This is a genomic window from Streptomyces sp. NP160 (assembly GCF_006335115.1).
GTDB lineage: Bacteria > Actinomycetota > Actinomycetes > Actinomycetales > Quadrisphaeraceae > Quadrisphaera.
In genome coordinates, this window is sequence record NZ_VDMJ01000009.1 from 33,445 (window position 1) to 48,979 (window position 15,535).

Sequence of the window (15,535 nt, forward strand, 5' to 3'; positions counted from 1 at the left end):
CCCGGTCACCTGGGGTTCTCACCCTCAGCGACCGAAGCACTGGCACCGCCCCGAGATCCGGCCTGCAGACCGTCCCGCGTGACCGCGCCGAGGGAAGACTCTACCCGAGGCGGGACGGAGAGCCGAACCAGCCCCCTCCGACGGGCGAGCCAGGCCGTCCCGACCGCGATGACCGCGAAGCCGACGCCGTCCAGGAGGACCAGCGCCGGCGAGGCCGACGTCGTCTCCAGCGACTCCCCGAGCCCGCCCGCCAGCACCGTCGGGACGAAGATGACCACGTTGTTCACCGCGTGGAAGGAGATGCCCGTCTCCAGCCCGCCGGTCCGCCACGCCAGGTAGGACGCGGTGAGCCCGAAGAGGAACCTGTCGGCGTACAGCCACGGGTCCTGGTCGCCGTGGGCGAAGGCGAACGCCGCCGCGGACACCAGCGCCGCCACGACCGCCCCCAGCACCGGCCGGCGGAACCACGACCCCACGGCCTGGCTCATCCAGCCGCGGAAGAGGTGCTCCTCCCCCGCCGCCTGCAGCGGCGTGGTCAGCAGGACGACGACGAGCAGCGCCGCCGTCGTCGCGCCGCTGCGCGCGTCGCCGGACCCGAACGGCTCCTCGCCGGACGCCAGGGCGAGCAGGCCGAGGCCCAGCACGCTGACCAGCACGACGGCAGTCGGCAGCAGCCCCGACACGAGCATCCAGCGCCACCGCGTGCGCCCGACCACCGATGCCTGCCAGCGCGGTGCGACCCCGTGCCCGACGCGCAGGGCCGCCCAGCTGAGCGGGACGAGCGCGGCCAGCAGGAGGTTGTTCCCCAGGAAGGCCACCGGGCTGGCCAGCGCCTCGGCGTCCGTCACCGGCCGGCCCAGCACCGCCTGCGCCACCGCGTAGGCGACCACGGCCAGCAGCACGAGGACCGCGAGGCCGCCCGCCGCCACCGCGGCCCCCACGAGGGGGCGCCACCAGCGGTGCCGTGGCCCGCGCAGCAGCTGCGGGTAGGGCCGCGGCCCCCAGCGCACCATCTGGTCGAGCTGGTCGACCTCGCCGGGACTCACCCCAGGGAGGCCCTCAGCGCCCCCAGGCGCGCCAGGCTGCTGTCCCGCCCCAGCAGCTCCATCGACTCGAACAGCGGCGGCGACACGCGCCGTCCGGTGACGGCGACGCGCAGCGGCGCGAAGGCGAACTTGGGCTTGACGCCCAGCCCGTCGACGAGGGCCTCGCGCAGCGACGCCTCCAGCGCGGCGGCGGTCCAGCCGTCGTCGTCGAGGCCCTCCAGGGCGCTCACCGAGGCGTCGAGGACGTCAGCAGCCTCCGGGCGCAGGGAGGAGCGGGCGTCCTCCTCGACCACGAGGGCGTCGTCGGCGGCGAAGAGGAAGCCGAGCATCGGCGCGGCCTCGCCGAGCAGCACCATGCGCTCCTGCACCAGCGGCGCCGCCGCGGTCAGCACCTGCAGCTGCCGCTCGCTCGGGTGCTCGGACAGCACGCCGTCGGACTGCAGCCGGGCGAGGACCCGGTCGCGGAAGTCCTCCGGGGCCAGCAGGCGGACGTGCGCGGCGTTGATGGCCTCGGCCTTGCGCAGGTCGAACCGCGACGGGCTCGCGACGACGTCGGCGATGTCGAACGCCTCGACCATCTCCGCGGGCGTGAAGACGTCGCGGTCGGGACCGATCGACCACCCGAGCAGCGCGAGGTAGTTCAGCAGCCCTTCGGGCAGGAACCCGCGCTCGCGGTGCACGAAGAGGTTGGACTCCGGGTCTCGCTTGGACAGCTTCCGGTTGCCCTCGCCCATGACGTACGGCATGTGCCCGTACAGCGGCGTGACCGTCGCCGTCCCGATGGCCTTGAGGGCGTCGAACAGCGCCAGCTGCCGGGGCGTGGAGGAGAGCAGGTCCTCGCCGCGCAGCACGTGGGTGATGCCCATGAGCGCGTCGTCGACGGGGTTGACCAGCGTGTACAGGGGCGTGCCGTCGGCGCGGGCCACCACGTAGTCGGGCACCGACCCGGCGGGGAAGCGCACCTCGCCGCGCACGAGGTCGTGGAAGGAGTGGTCGCCGTCGGGCATCCGCAGGCGCCACACCGGCTCGCGGCCGGCGGCCCTGAACTGCTGCTTGGCGGCCTCCGTCGTGTCGCGGTCGGCGTTGTCGTACCCGCGCTGGGGGTCCTCCCCCGCGGCCCGGCGCCGCTCGGCGGCCTCCTCCGGGGTGGAGAACGACTCGTAGACGTACCCGCCCTCGACCAGCTTCCGGAGCACGTCCGCGTACAGCTCGCTGCGCTGGGACTGCCGGTACGGCTCGTGCGGGCCGCCGACCTCCACGCCCTCGTCCCAGTCCAGGCCCAGCCAGCGCAGCGCCTCCACCATCTGGTGGTAGCTCTCCTCGCTGTGGCGGGCGAGGTCGGTGTCCTCGATGCGCAGCACGAAGGTGCCGCCGGTGTGGCGGGCGTAGGCCCAGTTGAACAGCGCCGTGCGCAGGAACCCGACGTGGGGCACGCCGGTCGGGGACGGCGCGATGCGGACCCTGACCGGGCTGGCGCTCATCGCCGCACCACCGGGTTGCTCAGCACGCCGATGCCCTCGACCTCGACCTCGACGCGCTGGCCCTCGCGCAGCTGCCCGACGCCGGCGGGGGTGCCGGTGAGGATGACGTCGCCGGGGAGCAGCGTGAACGCGCGGCTGGCGGTGGCGACGAGCTCGGCGACGCCGAAGACCATGTCCCTGGTGGTGCCGTCCTGCACCGTCTTCCCGTCGAGGCGGGTCTGCAGGCGCAGGTCCTCGACGTCCTCGAGCGTCAGGTCGGGGACGATGTAGGGGCCCAGCGGCTTGGAGGAGTCGAAGCCCTTGGCCCGGGCCCACTGCCCGTCGCCCTTCTGCCAGTCGCGGGCCGTGACGTCGTTGGCGACGGTGTAGCCGAAGACCACCTCGGCCACCCGGTCCTCCGGGACGTCCTTGCAGACCCGGCCGATGACGACGGCGAGCTCGCCCTCGTAGTCGACGCGCTCGGAGCCCTCGGGCAGGACCACCGGGTCCCCGGGTCCGATGACGGCGGTGTTCGGCACGAGGAACATCAGCGGCTTCTCGGGCAGCTCGTTGCCCATCTCCTTGGCGTGGTCGGCGTAGTTGCGCCCGATGCCCACGACCTTGCTCCGGGGGATCACCGGTGCCAGCAGGCGCGCGTCGGCCAGGGGCACGCGCTCGCCCGTGGGCTGCAGCGGGGCGTACAGCGGGTCGCCGACGACGACGTGGATCACCTCCTCACCGGCGTCTCCCTCGACGAGGCCGAACCTCGGGTCGTCTCCGGTGGTGAACCTGGTGATGCGCACCCGGCAAGCCTAGGTCCGGCCGCCGCGCCGCCCCTCCCCCGGGCGTGATCATGGGCGGTCGGCCACTTGCTGAGGTGGCCGACCGCCCACGACCGCGCAGAGCAGTGCGGGGTCAGTCGCGCGCTCCGGTCAGGTGGGGCCGCGCGGCGACGAGGAGGCCGAGGGCCGTGTAGCCGGTGAGCACGACGGTGGCGCTGGCCGCGTCGATGGCCCCGGTGCCGAACAGGGCGATCGCGGTCATGACCAGCGGGAAGTACGCCTCGGCCCACAGCGGCACGAACCGCAGCGCTCCGCGCCACCGCCCCACCACGGCCACCTTCACGGCGATGACGAGCATGCCCAGCATCGACAGCGGCCAGAACATGTCCACCACCACCAGCCAGGTCGGGTGGGTGGTGAAGAAGACGGTGGTCAGCACCGTCGAGACCGTGGCCACGCCGAGCAGGACGTGCTCCACGGCGAGCATCCCGCGGGCGAGCCTCGAGGTGCCGGTGGCCCTGGTCGCCCACATGACGCGCAGGAGGGCGAAGACGCCGACCTGGAAGGCGAGGCCGGCAGCCTCGCTGACCCGCCCGATGACCGGGGACTCCTCGTTCAGGCCGATGGCGAGGGTGGCGACGGCCCACACGAGGCCGCCGGCGGCGAGGACGAGGCCGCGGCGGCGCACCCAGCTGGCCGTGGGCGGGTCGGCCAGCGGCGCGTGCTGGCGGCGGCCGCGCTGCGCCGGGACCTGCGCCGGGACCTGCGCCGCGGCGGGGGCGCCGGTGGTGGTGAGGAGGTCGGTGCGGGCGGGGGCGGGGCGGTCGGTGAGGGACACGGTGGGCTCCTGAGCGGTGAGGCGGGCGGCGGCTGGCCGTCCGAGGGGGTCGTGCTGACGAGGACGACGCTCCTCGGCGCGGCGTCCCGGGCGTCAGGGCCGCACGCTCCCGTGCTGGTCACGTCCGGTGTCCCGGCCGTCCGGGACACCGCGACCCGGGACAGCGGGACGCGGGCGGTGCCACCATCGGCGGGTGCGCGAGCTGGTGCGCCCGACCGGGGCGCTCGTGGTGGCCGCCTGCGCGGCGGCCCTGCTGGTGAGCGCCGTGCTCGACGCCCGCTCGCCCGTGCCCGAGGTGCCGGACGTGGCGAGCACCGGCTGGAGCACGGCCCTGACCGGTCTGCTCCTCGCCGTCCCGGGAGCTCTCGTGCAGGCGCGCGGTCCCCGGCCGGTGCGCCGCGGACGCGACCGGACGCACCCCGTCGCCGTCGTCCTGCTGGTCGGGGGGCTGCTGTGGGCGGTGGACGGCGTCTCGGCGTCCTGGCTGCTGCACGCCCTGATCGCCGGAGAGGGCGCCGGCGCCACCGCGGCGTTCTGGTCCTACAACCGGCTCGGCGCGTGGCTGCTGATGCCGCTGCCGCTCGTGCTGGTGCTCGTGCACGACGGTGGCCTGCCGCGCGGGGCGTTCTGGCGGCCGGCGGTGCTGCTGAGCCTGGCCAGCACGGCGCTGCTGCCGGTGGTGGTGCTCGGCGTGCCGTCGGCCGTGGTCGGGCAGCCGCCGGTGCCTGGCGTCGACCTCGACCCGACGCCCGTCCCGCTCCCCGAGCCGGTGTGGGCCGTGCTGTGGGGACTGGCGCGGGCGCTGGTGCCGGTGAGCCTGCTGGTGCCGTTCGCGCTGCTCGTGGCGCGCTCGCGCGGCCCGGCCGGCCCCGCCCGCGACCGCAGCCGCTGGATGCTCTGGTCGGCCCTGGTCGCCGTCGTCACCATGCTGACCGTCTGGGCGCTGCCCGACGGGTTCGCCTCGGCGGCGCTGACGGTCTCGTGCGGGGTGGTCGCCGCCTCGTGCGCGGTGGCGCTGGTGCGACCCGACCTCGTGGACGTCGACAGGCTGCTCGGCGGCACGCTGGTGTGGGCGCTGGTGGCGGGCTCGGTCGTCGTCGTCGACGTGGTCCTCGTGGCGGCGGCCTCGGCGCTGCTGGGCCGCGGCCTGGCCGAGCGGGAGGCCGCGCTGGTGGCGGTGCTGCTGGTGACGGCCGTGTACGGGCCGCTGCGCGAGCGCGTGTGGGCCGCGGTGCGCCGCCTCGTGCTGGGAGACCGCGACGACCCGTGGCACGCGCTGTCGTCCCTGGCGCAGGCGCTGGAGCGCTCCGGGTCGGCGCGCGAGCAGCTGGTCGCCGTGGCCGGGTCGGTGGCGCACGCGTTCCGGGTGGACGCGGTGGTGGTGGAGGTGGAGCGCGCGGACGGCGGCAGCCTGGTCGCGGTGCACGGCCGCCACCTGGAGCCGCACGCCCGGCGAGAGCTCCCGGTCACCTACCGCGACCAGCCGCTGGGCCGGCTGCTGCTGCCGGCCGGCGGTGCGGGCCGCAGCCGGCTGTCGCGCCGCGACGAGCGGCTCCTGGGCGACCTGGTCCGCCAGGCCGCGCTCGCGGCCCGCGCCGAGGCGCTCGCGGAGGACCTCCAGGCGAGCCGCGCCCGGATCCTCGCGGTGCGCGAGGAGGACCGCCGCCGCGTGCGCCGCGACCTGCACGACGGCCTCGGACCCGTCCTCGGTGCCGCGGTGATGGCCGTCGACACCGTCCGCAACCTCGCGCCCGACCTGCCCGAGCCGGCGCAGCGGATGCTCGGCAGGGTCCGCGACGACGTCCAGGAGGCGCTCGGGGAGGTCCGCCGGCTCGTGCACGAGCTGCGCCCGCCGGCGCTGGACGACCTGGGCCTGGTGGGCGCGCTGCGCCAGCACGCCGAGCGGCTCGGCGTGGGCGGGCTCGACGTGCGCGTGGACGCCGCCGGTGACCTCGACGCCGCGGCGCTGCCCGCCGCGGTGGAGGTGGCGGCCTACCGGATCGCCGGCGAGGCGGTCACCAACACCGCCCGGCACGCCCGCGCCACCCGGTGCTCGGTCCACCTGGAGCGGAGGGGCGGCGCGCTCGCGGTGGTCGTCGACGACGACGGCCGCGGCATCGACCCGGCTGCTCCCGCCGGAGTGGGCCTCGCCTCCCTCAAGGAGCGGGCCCGTGAGCTGGGCGGCACCTGCGCCGTGACGTGCCCGCCCGGCGGCGGCACGCGCGTGGAGGCGCTGCTGCCGCTGGCAGCTGCCGAGACCTCCGGCGAGCCAGCCGCAGCCGCCGTCCCCCAGCAGGTGGCCCGTGCCTGACGCGGTCCCCCGGGTCCTCGTCGTGGACGACCACCCGCTGTTCCGGGACGGCGTCGCCGCGCTGCTGGCGTCCACGGGCGTGGTGGAGGTGGTGGGGACGGCCGCCGACGGCGAGCGGGCGCTGGCCGCGGTGTCCGAGCACGACCCCGACGTCGTGCTCATGGACGTGCAGATGCCCGTGCTCGACGGCGTGGCCGCCACCCGCCGGCTCGTGGAGGCGGGCGCGCGCGCCGCCGTCGTCGTCCTGACGATGTCGGAGGAGGACGCGACGGTGTTCGCGGCCGTACGCGCCGGGGCGCGCGGCTACCTGCTCAAGGGTTCCGGCCAGGAGGAGCTGGTGGCGGCCGTGCGGGCCGCTGCGACCGGCGGGGCGGTGTTCGGGGCCGCGCTCGCCGGGCGCATGGCGGCGTTCTTCTCCGCTCCCCCCGCCACGCCCACGGCCGCCGCGGCCTTCCCCGAGCTGACCGCCCGCGAGGCGGAGGTGCTCGAGCTGCTGGCCGCCGGTCGCAGCAACGCCGAGATCGCGCAGGCGCTGTTCCTGTCGTCCAAGACCGTGCGCAACGTGGTGTCAGCGGTGCTGGCCAAGCTGCAGGCGGCCGACCGCACCGAGGCGGCCGCCCGCGCGCACGAGGCCGGCATCACCCCGCCCCAGGTGGGGAGCCTGGGACCCGGTGGGCAGGCTGGAGACCGGGTCAGGGGCGGGAAGCGGACCTGAGCCTGCCCACCGGACGCGGGCGCAGGCGCGGGCGCCGGCCGGGACGGCCGGCCGGCGGTCAGCGGGCGGCGGCGCGGACCTGGTCGACGCCCTTGTTGGCCAGGGCGTCGGCGGCCTCGTTGCCGGGGTCGCCGGCGTGGCCCTTGACCCAGCGCCACTGCACGTCGTGCCGGGCGACGGCCTCGTCCAGGGCCCGCCACAGCTCGGCGTTCTTCACCGGCTGCTTGGACGCGGTGCGCCACCCGTTGCGCTTCCACCCGGCGATCCAGCTCTGGATGCCCTGCATGACGTAGGTCGAGTCGACGTGGAGCAGCACCGTCGAGCGCCGCTTGAGTGCGCCCAGGCCCTCGATGACGGCGGTGAGCTCCATGCGGTTGTTCGTGGTGGTCGCCTCACCGCCGAACATCTCCTTGGTGTGCTCCCCCGACCGCATGAGCACGCCCCAGCCTCCGACGCCGGGGTTGCCCTTGCACGCGCCGTCGGTCCACATCTCCACGACGGGCTGCTCGGGCTGCTCCTCGCTGGCGCCGCTCACGCCGGGGACACCGCCGGGGCCGCCTCGGGCGCCGGGACGCCGGCCTTCAGCAGGCCGTAGGTGATGCCGTCGACGAGCGCCTGCCAGGACGCCTCGACGAGGTTGGGCGCCACGCCCACCGTCGTCCAGGTGGCCCGCCCGTCGGTGGTGTCGATGAGCACCCGCGTGGTGGCGTCCGTGCCGGCGTCGGCGTCGAGGATGCGCACCCGGAAGTCGGTGAGGTCCAGCCCGGCGATCTGCGGGTAGACCGGGATGAGGGCCTGGCGCAGCGCGGCGTCGAGGGCGTTGACGGGCCCGTTGCCCTCCCCGGTCGCCACGAGGCGCTGCCCACCGGCACGCAGCTTCACGGTGGCCTCCGACGTCGGGCCGGTGCCCTTGCCGTGCTCGATGAACGCCCGCCAGCTCTCCACCTCGAAGTAGGCGGGGCGGGCGCCGTCGCGGACCTCGCGCAGCAGCAGGTCGAAGCTGGCGTCGGCGGCCTCGAAGGTCCACCCGGCCAGCTCGAGCTCCTTGACCCGGGCGACGGCGCGGGAGAGCACGTCCTGGTCTCCGGCGAGGTCGTGGCCGAGCTCGCGGCCCTTGAGCTCGATGGAGGCGCGCCCGGCCATGTCGGACACGAGCATCCGCATGTCGTTGCCGACGGCGGTGGGGTCGGTGTGCTGGTAGAGGTCGGGGTCGACGCGGATGGCGCTGGCGTGCAGCCCCGCCTTGTGCGCGAACGCCGAGGCGCCCACGTACGGCGAGCGCGCGTACATCGCCACGTTGGTGATCTCCGCGACCGCGTGGGTGATGCGGGTGGCCTCGCGCAGGCACTCCGCGGGCACCACCTGCTGGCCGAGCTTGAGGACGAGGTCGGCGACGACGACGACGAGGTCGGCGTTGCCCGTCCGCTCGCCGTACCCGTTCACGCAGCCCTGGACGTGGGTGGCGCCCGCGCGCACGGCCGCGAGGGAGTTGGCGACGGCGCAGCCGGAGTCGTTGTGGGCGTGCATCCCGACCCGCGTCCCGGGGGGCGAGGCGGCGAGCGTCGCCGCCACGACCTCCTCCACCTCGTGCGGCAGCCGGCCGCCGTTGGTGTCGCACAGGACGACGGCCTCCGCGCCGGCCTCCACGGCGGTGCGGACGACGGCGAGGGCGTGGTCCCGGTCGAGCTCGTACCCGTCGAAGTAGTGCTCGGCGTCGAGGAAGACCCGCCGGCCGTGCGCCACGAGGTGCTCCACGGTGTCGCGCACCATGGCGAGGTTCTCCTCCTCGGTGGTGCGCAGCGCCAGCTTCACGTGGCCGACGTGGCTCTTGGCGACGATGGTCACCACAGGCGTCTCGGCGTCGAGCAGCGCCTGCACCTGCGGGTCGGTGGCGGCCGAGCCGCCGGCCCGGCGCGTGGCCCCGAACGCCGCGAGCACCGCGTGGCGCAGGTGCAGCTCGGTGCGGGCGCGGGCGAAGAACTCCGTGTCGCGCGGGTTGGCGCCGGGCCACCCGCCCTCGATGAAGCCGACGCCGAGCTCGTCGAGGTGCGCGGCGATGGCCAGCTTGTCGGCGACGGAGAGGTTGAGCCCCTCCTGCTGGGCGCCGTCGCGCAGGGTCGTGTCGTAGACCTGCACCTCGGGCAGGACGGCGTCCGCCGTCGGCGTCGGGGTCGTCGAGCTCATCGTGGGTCTCCTCAGACCAGGCGGTGCATCCAGCCGCGGCGGTCCTCGGCGCGGCCGTACTGGACGTCGAGCAGGGTGGCGCGGACCGCCTCGGTGACCTTGCCGGCCACGTCGGCGTCCGCGGCGGCCGGCTTGGTGTCGCCGCCGTCCACGAAGCTGCCGATGGGCGTGACCACGGCCGCGGTGCCGCAGGCGAACGCCTCGGTGACCTCGCCGCTGGCGACCATGGCCAGCCAGTCGTCGAGGGCGATGCGCTGCTCCACGGGCTGCAGGCCCATGTCACGGGCGATCTCCAGGATGGAGTCGCGGGTGACGCCCTCCAGGATGGAGCCGGTCAGCTCCGGCGTCAGCAGGCGGCCGTCGGCGGTGACCAGGAAGACGTTCATGCCCCCCAGCTCCTCCACCCACCGCTGCTCCGCGGCGTCGAGGAAGACCACCTGGTCGCAGCCGGCGGCGTAGGCCTCCTGCTGCGCGAGCAGGCTGGCGGCGTAGTTGCCGCCGCACTTGGCGGCTCCGGTGCCGCCCGCGGCGGCGCGCGTGTAGGTGCGGCTGACCAGGAGCTTCACCGGGCGGGGCCCGGAGGTGAAGTAGGAGCCTGCCGGAGAGGCGATGACGAGGTAGTCCACCTTCGCCGCGGGGCGCACGCCGAGGAACGCCTCGGAGGCGAACATGAACGGCCGCAGGTAGAGGCTGGTCTCGCCCCCGGTGGGCACCCACGCCTCGTCGGCGGAGACCAGCGCCTCCAGCGAGGCGAGGAAGTCGGCCTCGGGCAGCTCCGGCAGCGCCAGGCGGCGCGCTGAGCGTGCGAACCGGGCGGCGTTGGCCTGCGGGCGGAACGTCCACACCGAGCCGTCGGCCCACCGGTAGGCCTTCATGCCCTCGAAGACCTCCTGCGCGTAGTGCAGGACGGCCGCCGAGGGGTCCATGAGCAGCGGTCCGTAGGGCTCCACGCGGGCCTGTCCCCAGCCGCTCTCGGCGGTCCAGACGGCGTGCGCCATGTGGTCGGTGAAGTGCTTGCCGAAGCCCGGGGCGGCCAGCACGGCCGCGCGGTCTGCGTCCGAGACGGGGGCGGGGTGCGGCTGGCGCTCGAAGGACAGCGGCGCGGGGGCCTGCAGGCTGTCAGCGGACATGCTACGGAAGCGTAGCCTCTGGCGCCCCGGGCCCCTGCAGCCTCCGCCGCGGACGGCGGACGGCGGGCGGCGCGCGGCCCGGGCGGGCACCATCTCGGGGTGCGTGCCGCCCCCAGGAGGCCCCGCGGTCGCCGCGCGGCGCTGCTCGCCATGGTCGACGGCGCCTTCACGCTGCTGGGCGCCGTGGCCGCGGGGTGGCTGGCGCTGCTGACGGTGCAGCGCATCGCCACCGGCGGGCTGCGGGACTGGTGGCTGGTGCTGGTCCTGTGGGTCCTGCTGGCCTACCTGCTGCTGCCGCGCCTGCACGGCCTGCTCACGCGCGTCTACGTCCCCGACTACTTCATCGGGCGCACCCGCACCTACGAGGGCCTGCTCGGGGACCCCGTCAACGCGGCCGTGCTCGGCACCACCGAGGACCTGCACACCGCCATGACCCGCGGCGGCTGGCAGCTGGCCGACGAGCTGGGCTTCCGCAGCGGGCTGCGCACGGTGACCTCCACGCTGGCGCGCCGCACCTACACCACGGCGCCGGTCAGCCCCCTGCACCTCTTCGGGCGCAGCCAGGACCTCACCTACCAGCAGGAGGTGGAGGGCAGCCCGGCCCGGCGCCACCACGTGAGGTTCTGGAGGACGCCGCCGGGCTGGCGCCTGCCGGGTGGTGCGCGCGTCGACTGGCTCGCCGCGGGCACCTACGACCGCCGGGTGGGGCTGTCGGCCTTCACCCTCCAGGTCACGCACAAGATCGACGTGGACACCGACGCCGAGCGCGACCACCTGGTGGCCACCGTGCTGGCCGGGTCGCCCGAGGTCCGGGTGCGCACCATCCGGCACTTCTCCTCGGGGTACCACGCGCGCAACGGCGGTGGCGACGCGATCCGCACCGACGGCCACCTGCCCGTCATCGACCTCACCGACGTCGTCGACGAGGCCCGGGCCGTCCACGGCGCGCCGCCACCGGAGTGGCACGGCCTGGCGGCGCCGGCCCGGGCCCTGCTCGCCGCCGTGCGCGACACCGGCGCCTCCAACCGCGACCACCGCCCGCTCACCCTCTACCTGGGGCACGTCCTGGTGCTGCTGCGGCTTCTGGTGACGGCGGTGGTCGCCGCCGGGGCAGCGGCAGCGGTCGTCCTCGCGCCCGGGGGCGCTGCACCGGCCTGGCTGCCCGCCCCCGAGGACCTCGTCCCGTGGCCGTCGGCGCCGGGTCCCCCGCTGCTCGTCCTCGGCGGCGCGCTGCTGGCCTGGCTGGCGTGCGCGGTGCTGTCCCAGCTGGTCTTCGCCGGGTCCTCCACGGCCCGGCTCGTCGTGCTGGCGGCCGCCGTCGTCGACGTGGTGGTCCTGCTCACGGCGACGACGACGGGCAGCGGTCCGCTGGCCTCGCGCGCGTGGACCACCGCGCTGGTGCTGGACCTGGGCGTGGTCATCACGCTGTCGTCGGGCGACGTGCGCGACTTCACGCTGCGCAGGCGCCACCCGGGGACGCCCCCGGCCGGTCCCCGGGCGCGCGCAGCGCCCGGGGACCAGGGGTCAGGACAGGCGTGAGGCCAGCGCGTCGCCCACCTCGGAGGTAGAGCGCTTCGCCGTCCCGCGCTCCAGCAGGTCCACCGCCACGGCGGCCTCCACGCGCGCCGCGGCGTCGTCGTGGCCCAGGTGCGCCAGCAGCATGCCGACGGACAGCGCGGTGGCGGTCGGGTCGGCGATCCCCTGGCCGGCGATGTCGGGGGCGGAGCCGTGGACGGGCTCGAACATCGACGGCGCGGTGCGGTCGGGGTTGATGTTGCCGCTGGCCGCCAGTCCGATGCCGCCGCAGACGGCCGCGGCGAGGTCGGTGACGATGTCGCCGAAGAGGTTGTCGGTGACGATGACGTCGAACCGGCTCGGGTCCTGCACCAGGTAGATCATCGCCGCGTCGACGTGGGCGTAGTCGGCGGTGACGTCGGGGAAGTCGGCGTTCACCCGCTCCACGGTGCGGCGCCACAGGTGTCCCGCGAAGGTCAGCACGTTGTGCTTGTGCAGCAGCGTCAGCTTCTTGCGGGGGCGCGCCTGGGCGCGGGCGAAGGCGTCGCGGACCACGCGCTCCACGCCGAAGGCGGTGTTGACGCTGACCTCTGTGGCGATCTCGGCCGGGGTGCCGACCCGCAGCGACCCGCCGTTGCCCGTGTACGGGCCCTCGGTGCCCTCGCGGACGACGACGAAGTCGACGTCGCCCGGTTCGGCCAGGGGACCGCGCACGCCCGGGAAGAGCTTGCCGGGGCGCAGGTTGACGTAGTGGTCCAGCTCGAAGCGCAGCTTCAGCAGCAGACCGCGCTCCAGCACGCCGGAGGGCACGCCCGGGTCACCCACGGCGCCGAGCAGGATCGCGTCCGCCCCGCGGACCTCCTCCAGCACGGAGTCGGGCAGCGTCTCGCCGGTGGCGTGCCAGCGCTTGGCGCCCAGGTCGTACTCGGTGGTGGACACGCTGGTGCCGGTGGGCTCCACGGCGGCGCGCAGCACCTTCAGGCCCTCGGCCACGACCTCCGGGCCGATGCCGTCACCGGCGATGACGGCGAGCTGGACGCTCGAGGGCGGCGTGGTGGGCGCTGCAGCGGTGCTGGTCATGGCCCCAGAGGCTACCGACGCACCACCGCCCCCCCCCTGCCCCCGACCGTGATCATGGACCTCGTGAGCGGGAGGCACCCCCCACTCGCGAAGAGCATCAGCCGGCCGAGGGGGCCCAGTCGGTTCCCAGCGGCGGCACGGCCATCGGCGTGCACGCGTCCACCGGTCCGCTGGCGACGTCGAGCTCGACCCTCGTGGTCACGCCGCTGACGGAGCGGACGTCGTCGTCAGGGTCCTCGTCGCCCGCTCCCAGCTCGGCGCCCGTGAGGAGACGGGCGGACGCCACGATGACGAGCGTCGTGCCCGGCGGCACCGCCCCCGCGGGCACACGGGCGCCGACGCTGCGCTCGCCCGTCGAGACGGTCAGCCCCGACGCGTCCACGTCGGCGCTCGTGGAGCGACCGGGGGCGCAGTGACGTCGCGGACGCAGGCGCGGTACACGGCCTCGAGCGCATCGGGGTGGGCACCCGTGCGTGCACAGCGACCTGGCAGGTCGGCGTGGGCGCTGGTAGCCGGAGGCGTGCTCACACCCCTCCTCGCCGGTCTGCGGCACGCAGCGTCACACGGTGCTCGGGACGTCCATGATCACGGCGGGAATGCGCACCGGAAGCCGGTGATCACGGAGCAGGAGCGGGGGTGTGCTCGCCGGTCTGCACGGCCCACAGGCCGGCGTAGGCGCCGCCGAGGGCCACCAGCTCGTCGTGGGTGCCTGACTCGGCGACCCGTCCCGCCGAGAGCACCCAGATCCTGTCGGCGTCGCGCACGGTCGACAGGCGGTGCGCCACCACCAGCGCGGTCCGCGTGGCCGTGACGCGCGTGAGCGAGCGCTGGATGGCGGCCTCGGTCTCGGTGTCCACCGCGGAGGTCGCCTCGTCGAGCACGAGCAGCGCCGGGTCGCGCAGGAGCGCCCGCGCCAGGGCGAGCCGCTGGCGCTGACCGCCCGACAGGGTCTGGCCCCGCTCCCCCACCACGGTGGCGTAGCCGTCGGGCAGGGCCGCCACGAAGTCGTGGGCCTCGGCGGCGCGGGCGGCCTCCTCGACCTGGGCGTCGGTGGCGTCGGGGCGGCCGTAGGCGATGTTCTCGCGCACCGTCCCGTGGAAGAGGAACGCGTCCTGGCTGACGTAGCCGATGGCGCCGCGCAGCGAGTCCCACGTGAGGTCGCGCACGTCACGGCCGTCCAGCAGCACCGCGCCGGAGCGCGGGTCGGCGAAGCGCAGCACCAGGCGCAGCAGCGACGACTTGCCGGCACCCGTCGTCCCGACCACGGCGTGGGTCTCCCCCGCCGGGACCACCAGGTCGACGCCCTGGAGCACGTCGGGCCCGTCGTCGTACCCGAACCGCACGCCGCGCAGCTCCAGCCCGCCGCGTGCCGGCGCTGGCAGGGCGGTGGAGCCCTCCACGGCGCTGGGGCGCAGCTCGAGCAGCCCGAAGATGCGCCGGGTGGAGGCCATGGCCCGCTGGTAGAGGTCCAGGGTCTGTCCGAGGTCGGTGAGCGGCCACAGCAGGCGCTGCGTCATGAAGACCAGCACGGTGAACAGGCCCACCTCGAGGCGGCCCTGCAGCGTGTACCAGCCGCCCAGCAGCAGCGTGGCGCTGAACCCGGCGAGGATCGCCATCCGGATCAGCGGCACGAACGCCGAGCTGGAGCGGATCGCGCGGGCGTTGGCCAGGCGGTACTCCCGCGAGGCGCGGGCCACGCGGGCGCTCTCGCGCTGCTCGGCGGTGAAGGCGCGGATGGTCGCGACGCCCCCGAGGTTGCCGGCGACGACGGCCGCCACCTCCCCGGCCGTGCTGCGCACGTCGGCGTAGAGGGGCTCCAGGCGGCGCTGGAACCGGATGGAGCCCCAGGCGATGACCGGCACCGGCAGGAACGCCAGCACCGCCACCTGCCACGACGTCGCCCCGAAGACGATCCCCACGAACACCACCGTCAGCGCCGTGTGCAGCACCGTGCGCGCGCCGACGTCGAGGAAGCGCTCCAGCTGGTTGACGTCGTCGGAGAGCACCGAGAGCACCTGGCCGGATGGCGTGCGCTCGTGCCAGCCGACGTCCATGGCCTGCACGGCGGTGTACGCCTCGGTGCGCAGCTCGTCCTGCACCGCCTGCGCCAGCCCGCGCCACAGCACGGAGGCGGCGTAGTCGGTGAGCGACTCCACCACCCACACGGCGGCGTTGACGACGGCGACGACGACGAGCTGCTCGAAGCGCCCCTCGACACCGAGCAGCGTGCTCACGAAGGAGTCGGAGCCGCGCACCACGATGTCGATGGCCACGCCCAGCAGCAGCTCGGGCGCGACGTCCGCGGCCGTGTTGAGCGCGGTCATGAGCACCGCGAGCGCGAAGCGGGGGCGGTGGCGGCGGTGGTGGCGCCACAGGGCGCGCAGCGGTGGCGTCGCCCCCAGGGGCGCCGTGGGGCCAGCGGTCACGGGGGCCCAGCGTACGGGGCGGGTAAGGATCACCTAACTCCCTCGCCG

Annotated in this window: 13 protein-coding genes; 3 read left to right on the top strand and 10 right to left on the bottom strand. The window is 75.4% G+C overall.

Going from position 1 to position 15,535, the window contains the following annotated elements; all coding sequences use genetic code 11:
* Positions 1–5 precede the first annotated feature (5 nt).
* The 4 genes from FHN55_RS06420 to FHN55_RS06435 all read right to left on the bottom strand — a co-directional run bounded on the left by FHN55_RS06420 (position 6) and on the right by FHN55_RS06435 (position 4,126).
* A complete protein-coding gene (locus tag FHN55_RS06420) occupies positions 6–1,046 on the bottom strand; it encodes a CPBP family intramembrane glutamic endopeptidase (protein ID WP_139711423.1) in 1,041 nt (346 codons plus the stop codon).
* Positions 1,043–2,527: a glutamate--tRNA ligase gene (gltX, locus tag FHN55_RS06425; RefSeq protein WP_139711424.1), complete on the bottom strand. Its 1,485-nt coding sequence runs from the start codon at positions 2,525–2,527 to the stop codon at positions 1,043–1,045. Before gltX ends, FHN55_RS06420 begins: the two co-directional genes overlap by 4 nt.
* Entirely contained in the window at positions 2,524–3,309 is a 786-nt protein-coding gene (locus FHN55_RS06430; RefSeq protein ID WP_139711425.1) for a fumarylacetoacetate hydrolase family protein, read from the bottom strand. Before FHN55_RS06430 ends, gltX begins: the two co-directional genes overlap by 4 nt.
* Positions 3,310–3,421: 112 nt before the next feature.
* Entirely contained in the window at positions 3,422–4,126 is a 705-nt protein-coding gene (locus FHN55_RS06435; RefSeq protein ID WP_139711426.1) for a hypothetical protein, read from the bottom strand.
* Positions 4,127–4,319: 193 nt separating this feature from the next.
* On the opposite strand from FHN55_RS06435, the gene FHN55_RS06440 reads away from it, so the two are divergent.
* Positions 4,320–6,437, top strand: coding sequence for a sensor histidine kinase (locus FHN55_RS06440; protein ID WP_139711427.1), 2,118 nt, complete (start codon positions 4,320–4,322; stop codon positions 6,435–6,437).
* On the top strand, positions 6,430–7,152 hold the full coding sequence (locus tag FHN55_RS06445) for a response regulator transcription factor (protein ID WP_139711428.1): 723 nt from the start codon (positions 6,430–6,432) through the stop codon (positions 7,150–7,152). Before FHN55_RS06440 ends, FHN55_RS06445 begins: the two co-directional genes overlap by 8 nt.
* Positions 7,153–7,210: 58 nt before the next feature.
* On the opposite strand, the gene rnhA is transcribed toward FHN55_RS06445, so the two are convergent.
* From rnhA to FHN55_RS06460, 3 genes are read right to left on the bottom strand one after another with little or no spacing between them, the layout of a single operon-like run.
* Positions 7,211–7,642, bottom strand: a complete 432-nt coding sequence (rnhA, locus tag FHN55_RS06450) for a ribonuclease HI (RefSeq protein WP_139711649.1) — start codon at positions 7,640–7,642, stop codon at positions 7,211–7,213.
* Positions 7,643–7,683: 41 nt separating this feature from the next.
* A complete protein-coding gene (cimA, locus tag FHN55_RS06455) occupies positions 7,684–9,336 on the bottom strand; it encodes a citramalate synthase (RefSeq protein ID WP_139711429.1) in 1,653 nt (550 codons plus the stop codon).
* Between the two features lie 11 nt (positions 9,337–9,347).
* Complete coding sequence (locus FHN55_RS06460; RefSeq protein ID WP_139711430.1) at positions 9,348–10,466, bottom strand: branched-chain amino acid aminotransferase; 1,119 nt, start codon at positions 10,464–10,466, stop codon at positions 9,348–9,350.
* A gap of 99 nt (positions 10,467–10,565) precedes the next feature.
* Here FHN55_RS06460 and FHN55_RS06465 point away from each other — a divergent pair, with 99 nt between their 5' ends.
* Positions 10,566–12,005 (top strand): LssY C-terminal domain-containing protein, encoded by a 1,440-nt coding sequence (locus FHN55_RS06465; protein WP_139711431.1) that lies wholly within the window; start codon positions 10,566–10,568, stop codon positions 12,003–12,005.
* Here the strand turns inward: FHN55_RS06465 and FHN55_RS06470 are convergent.
* The 3 genes from FHN55_RS06470 to FHN55_RS06480 form a co-directional block, all read right to left on the bottom strand.
* Complete coding sequence (locus FHN55_RS06470) at positions 11,991–13,061, bottom strand: 3-isopropylmalate dehydrogenase (protein WP_139711432.1); 1,071 nt, start codon at positions 13,059–13,061, stop codon at positions 11,991–11,993. The genes FHN55_RS06465 and FHN55_RS06470 overlap by 15 nt on opposite strands.
* 97 nt (positions 13,062–13,158) lie before the next feature.
* On the bottom strand, positions 13,159–13,443 hold the full coding sequence (locus tag FHN55_RS06475; RefSeq protein ID WP_139711433.1) for a hypothetical protein: 285 nt from the start codon (positions 13,441–13,443) through the stop codon (positions 13,159–13,161).
* Positions 13,444–13,678: 235 nt separating this feature from the next.
* Positions 13,679–15,487, bottom strand: coding sequence for an ABC transporter ATP-binding protein (locus tag FHN55_RS06480; protein WP_218974406.1), 1,809 nt, complete (start codon positions 15,485–15,487; stop codon positions 13,679–13,681).
* Positions 15,488–15,535: the final 48 nt, after the last annotated feature.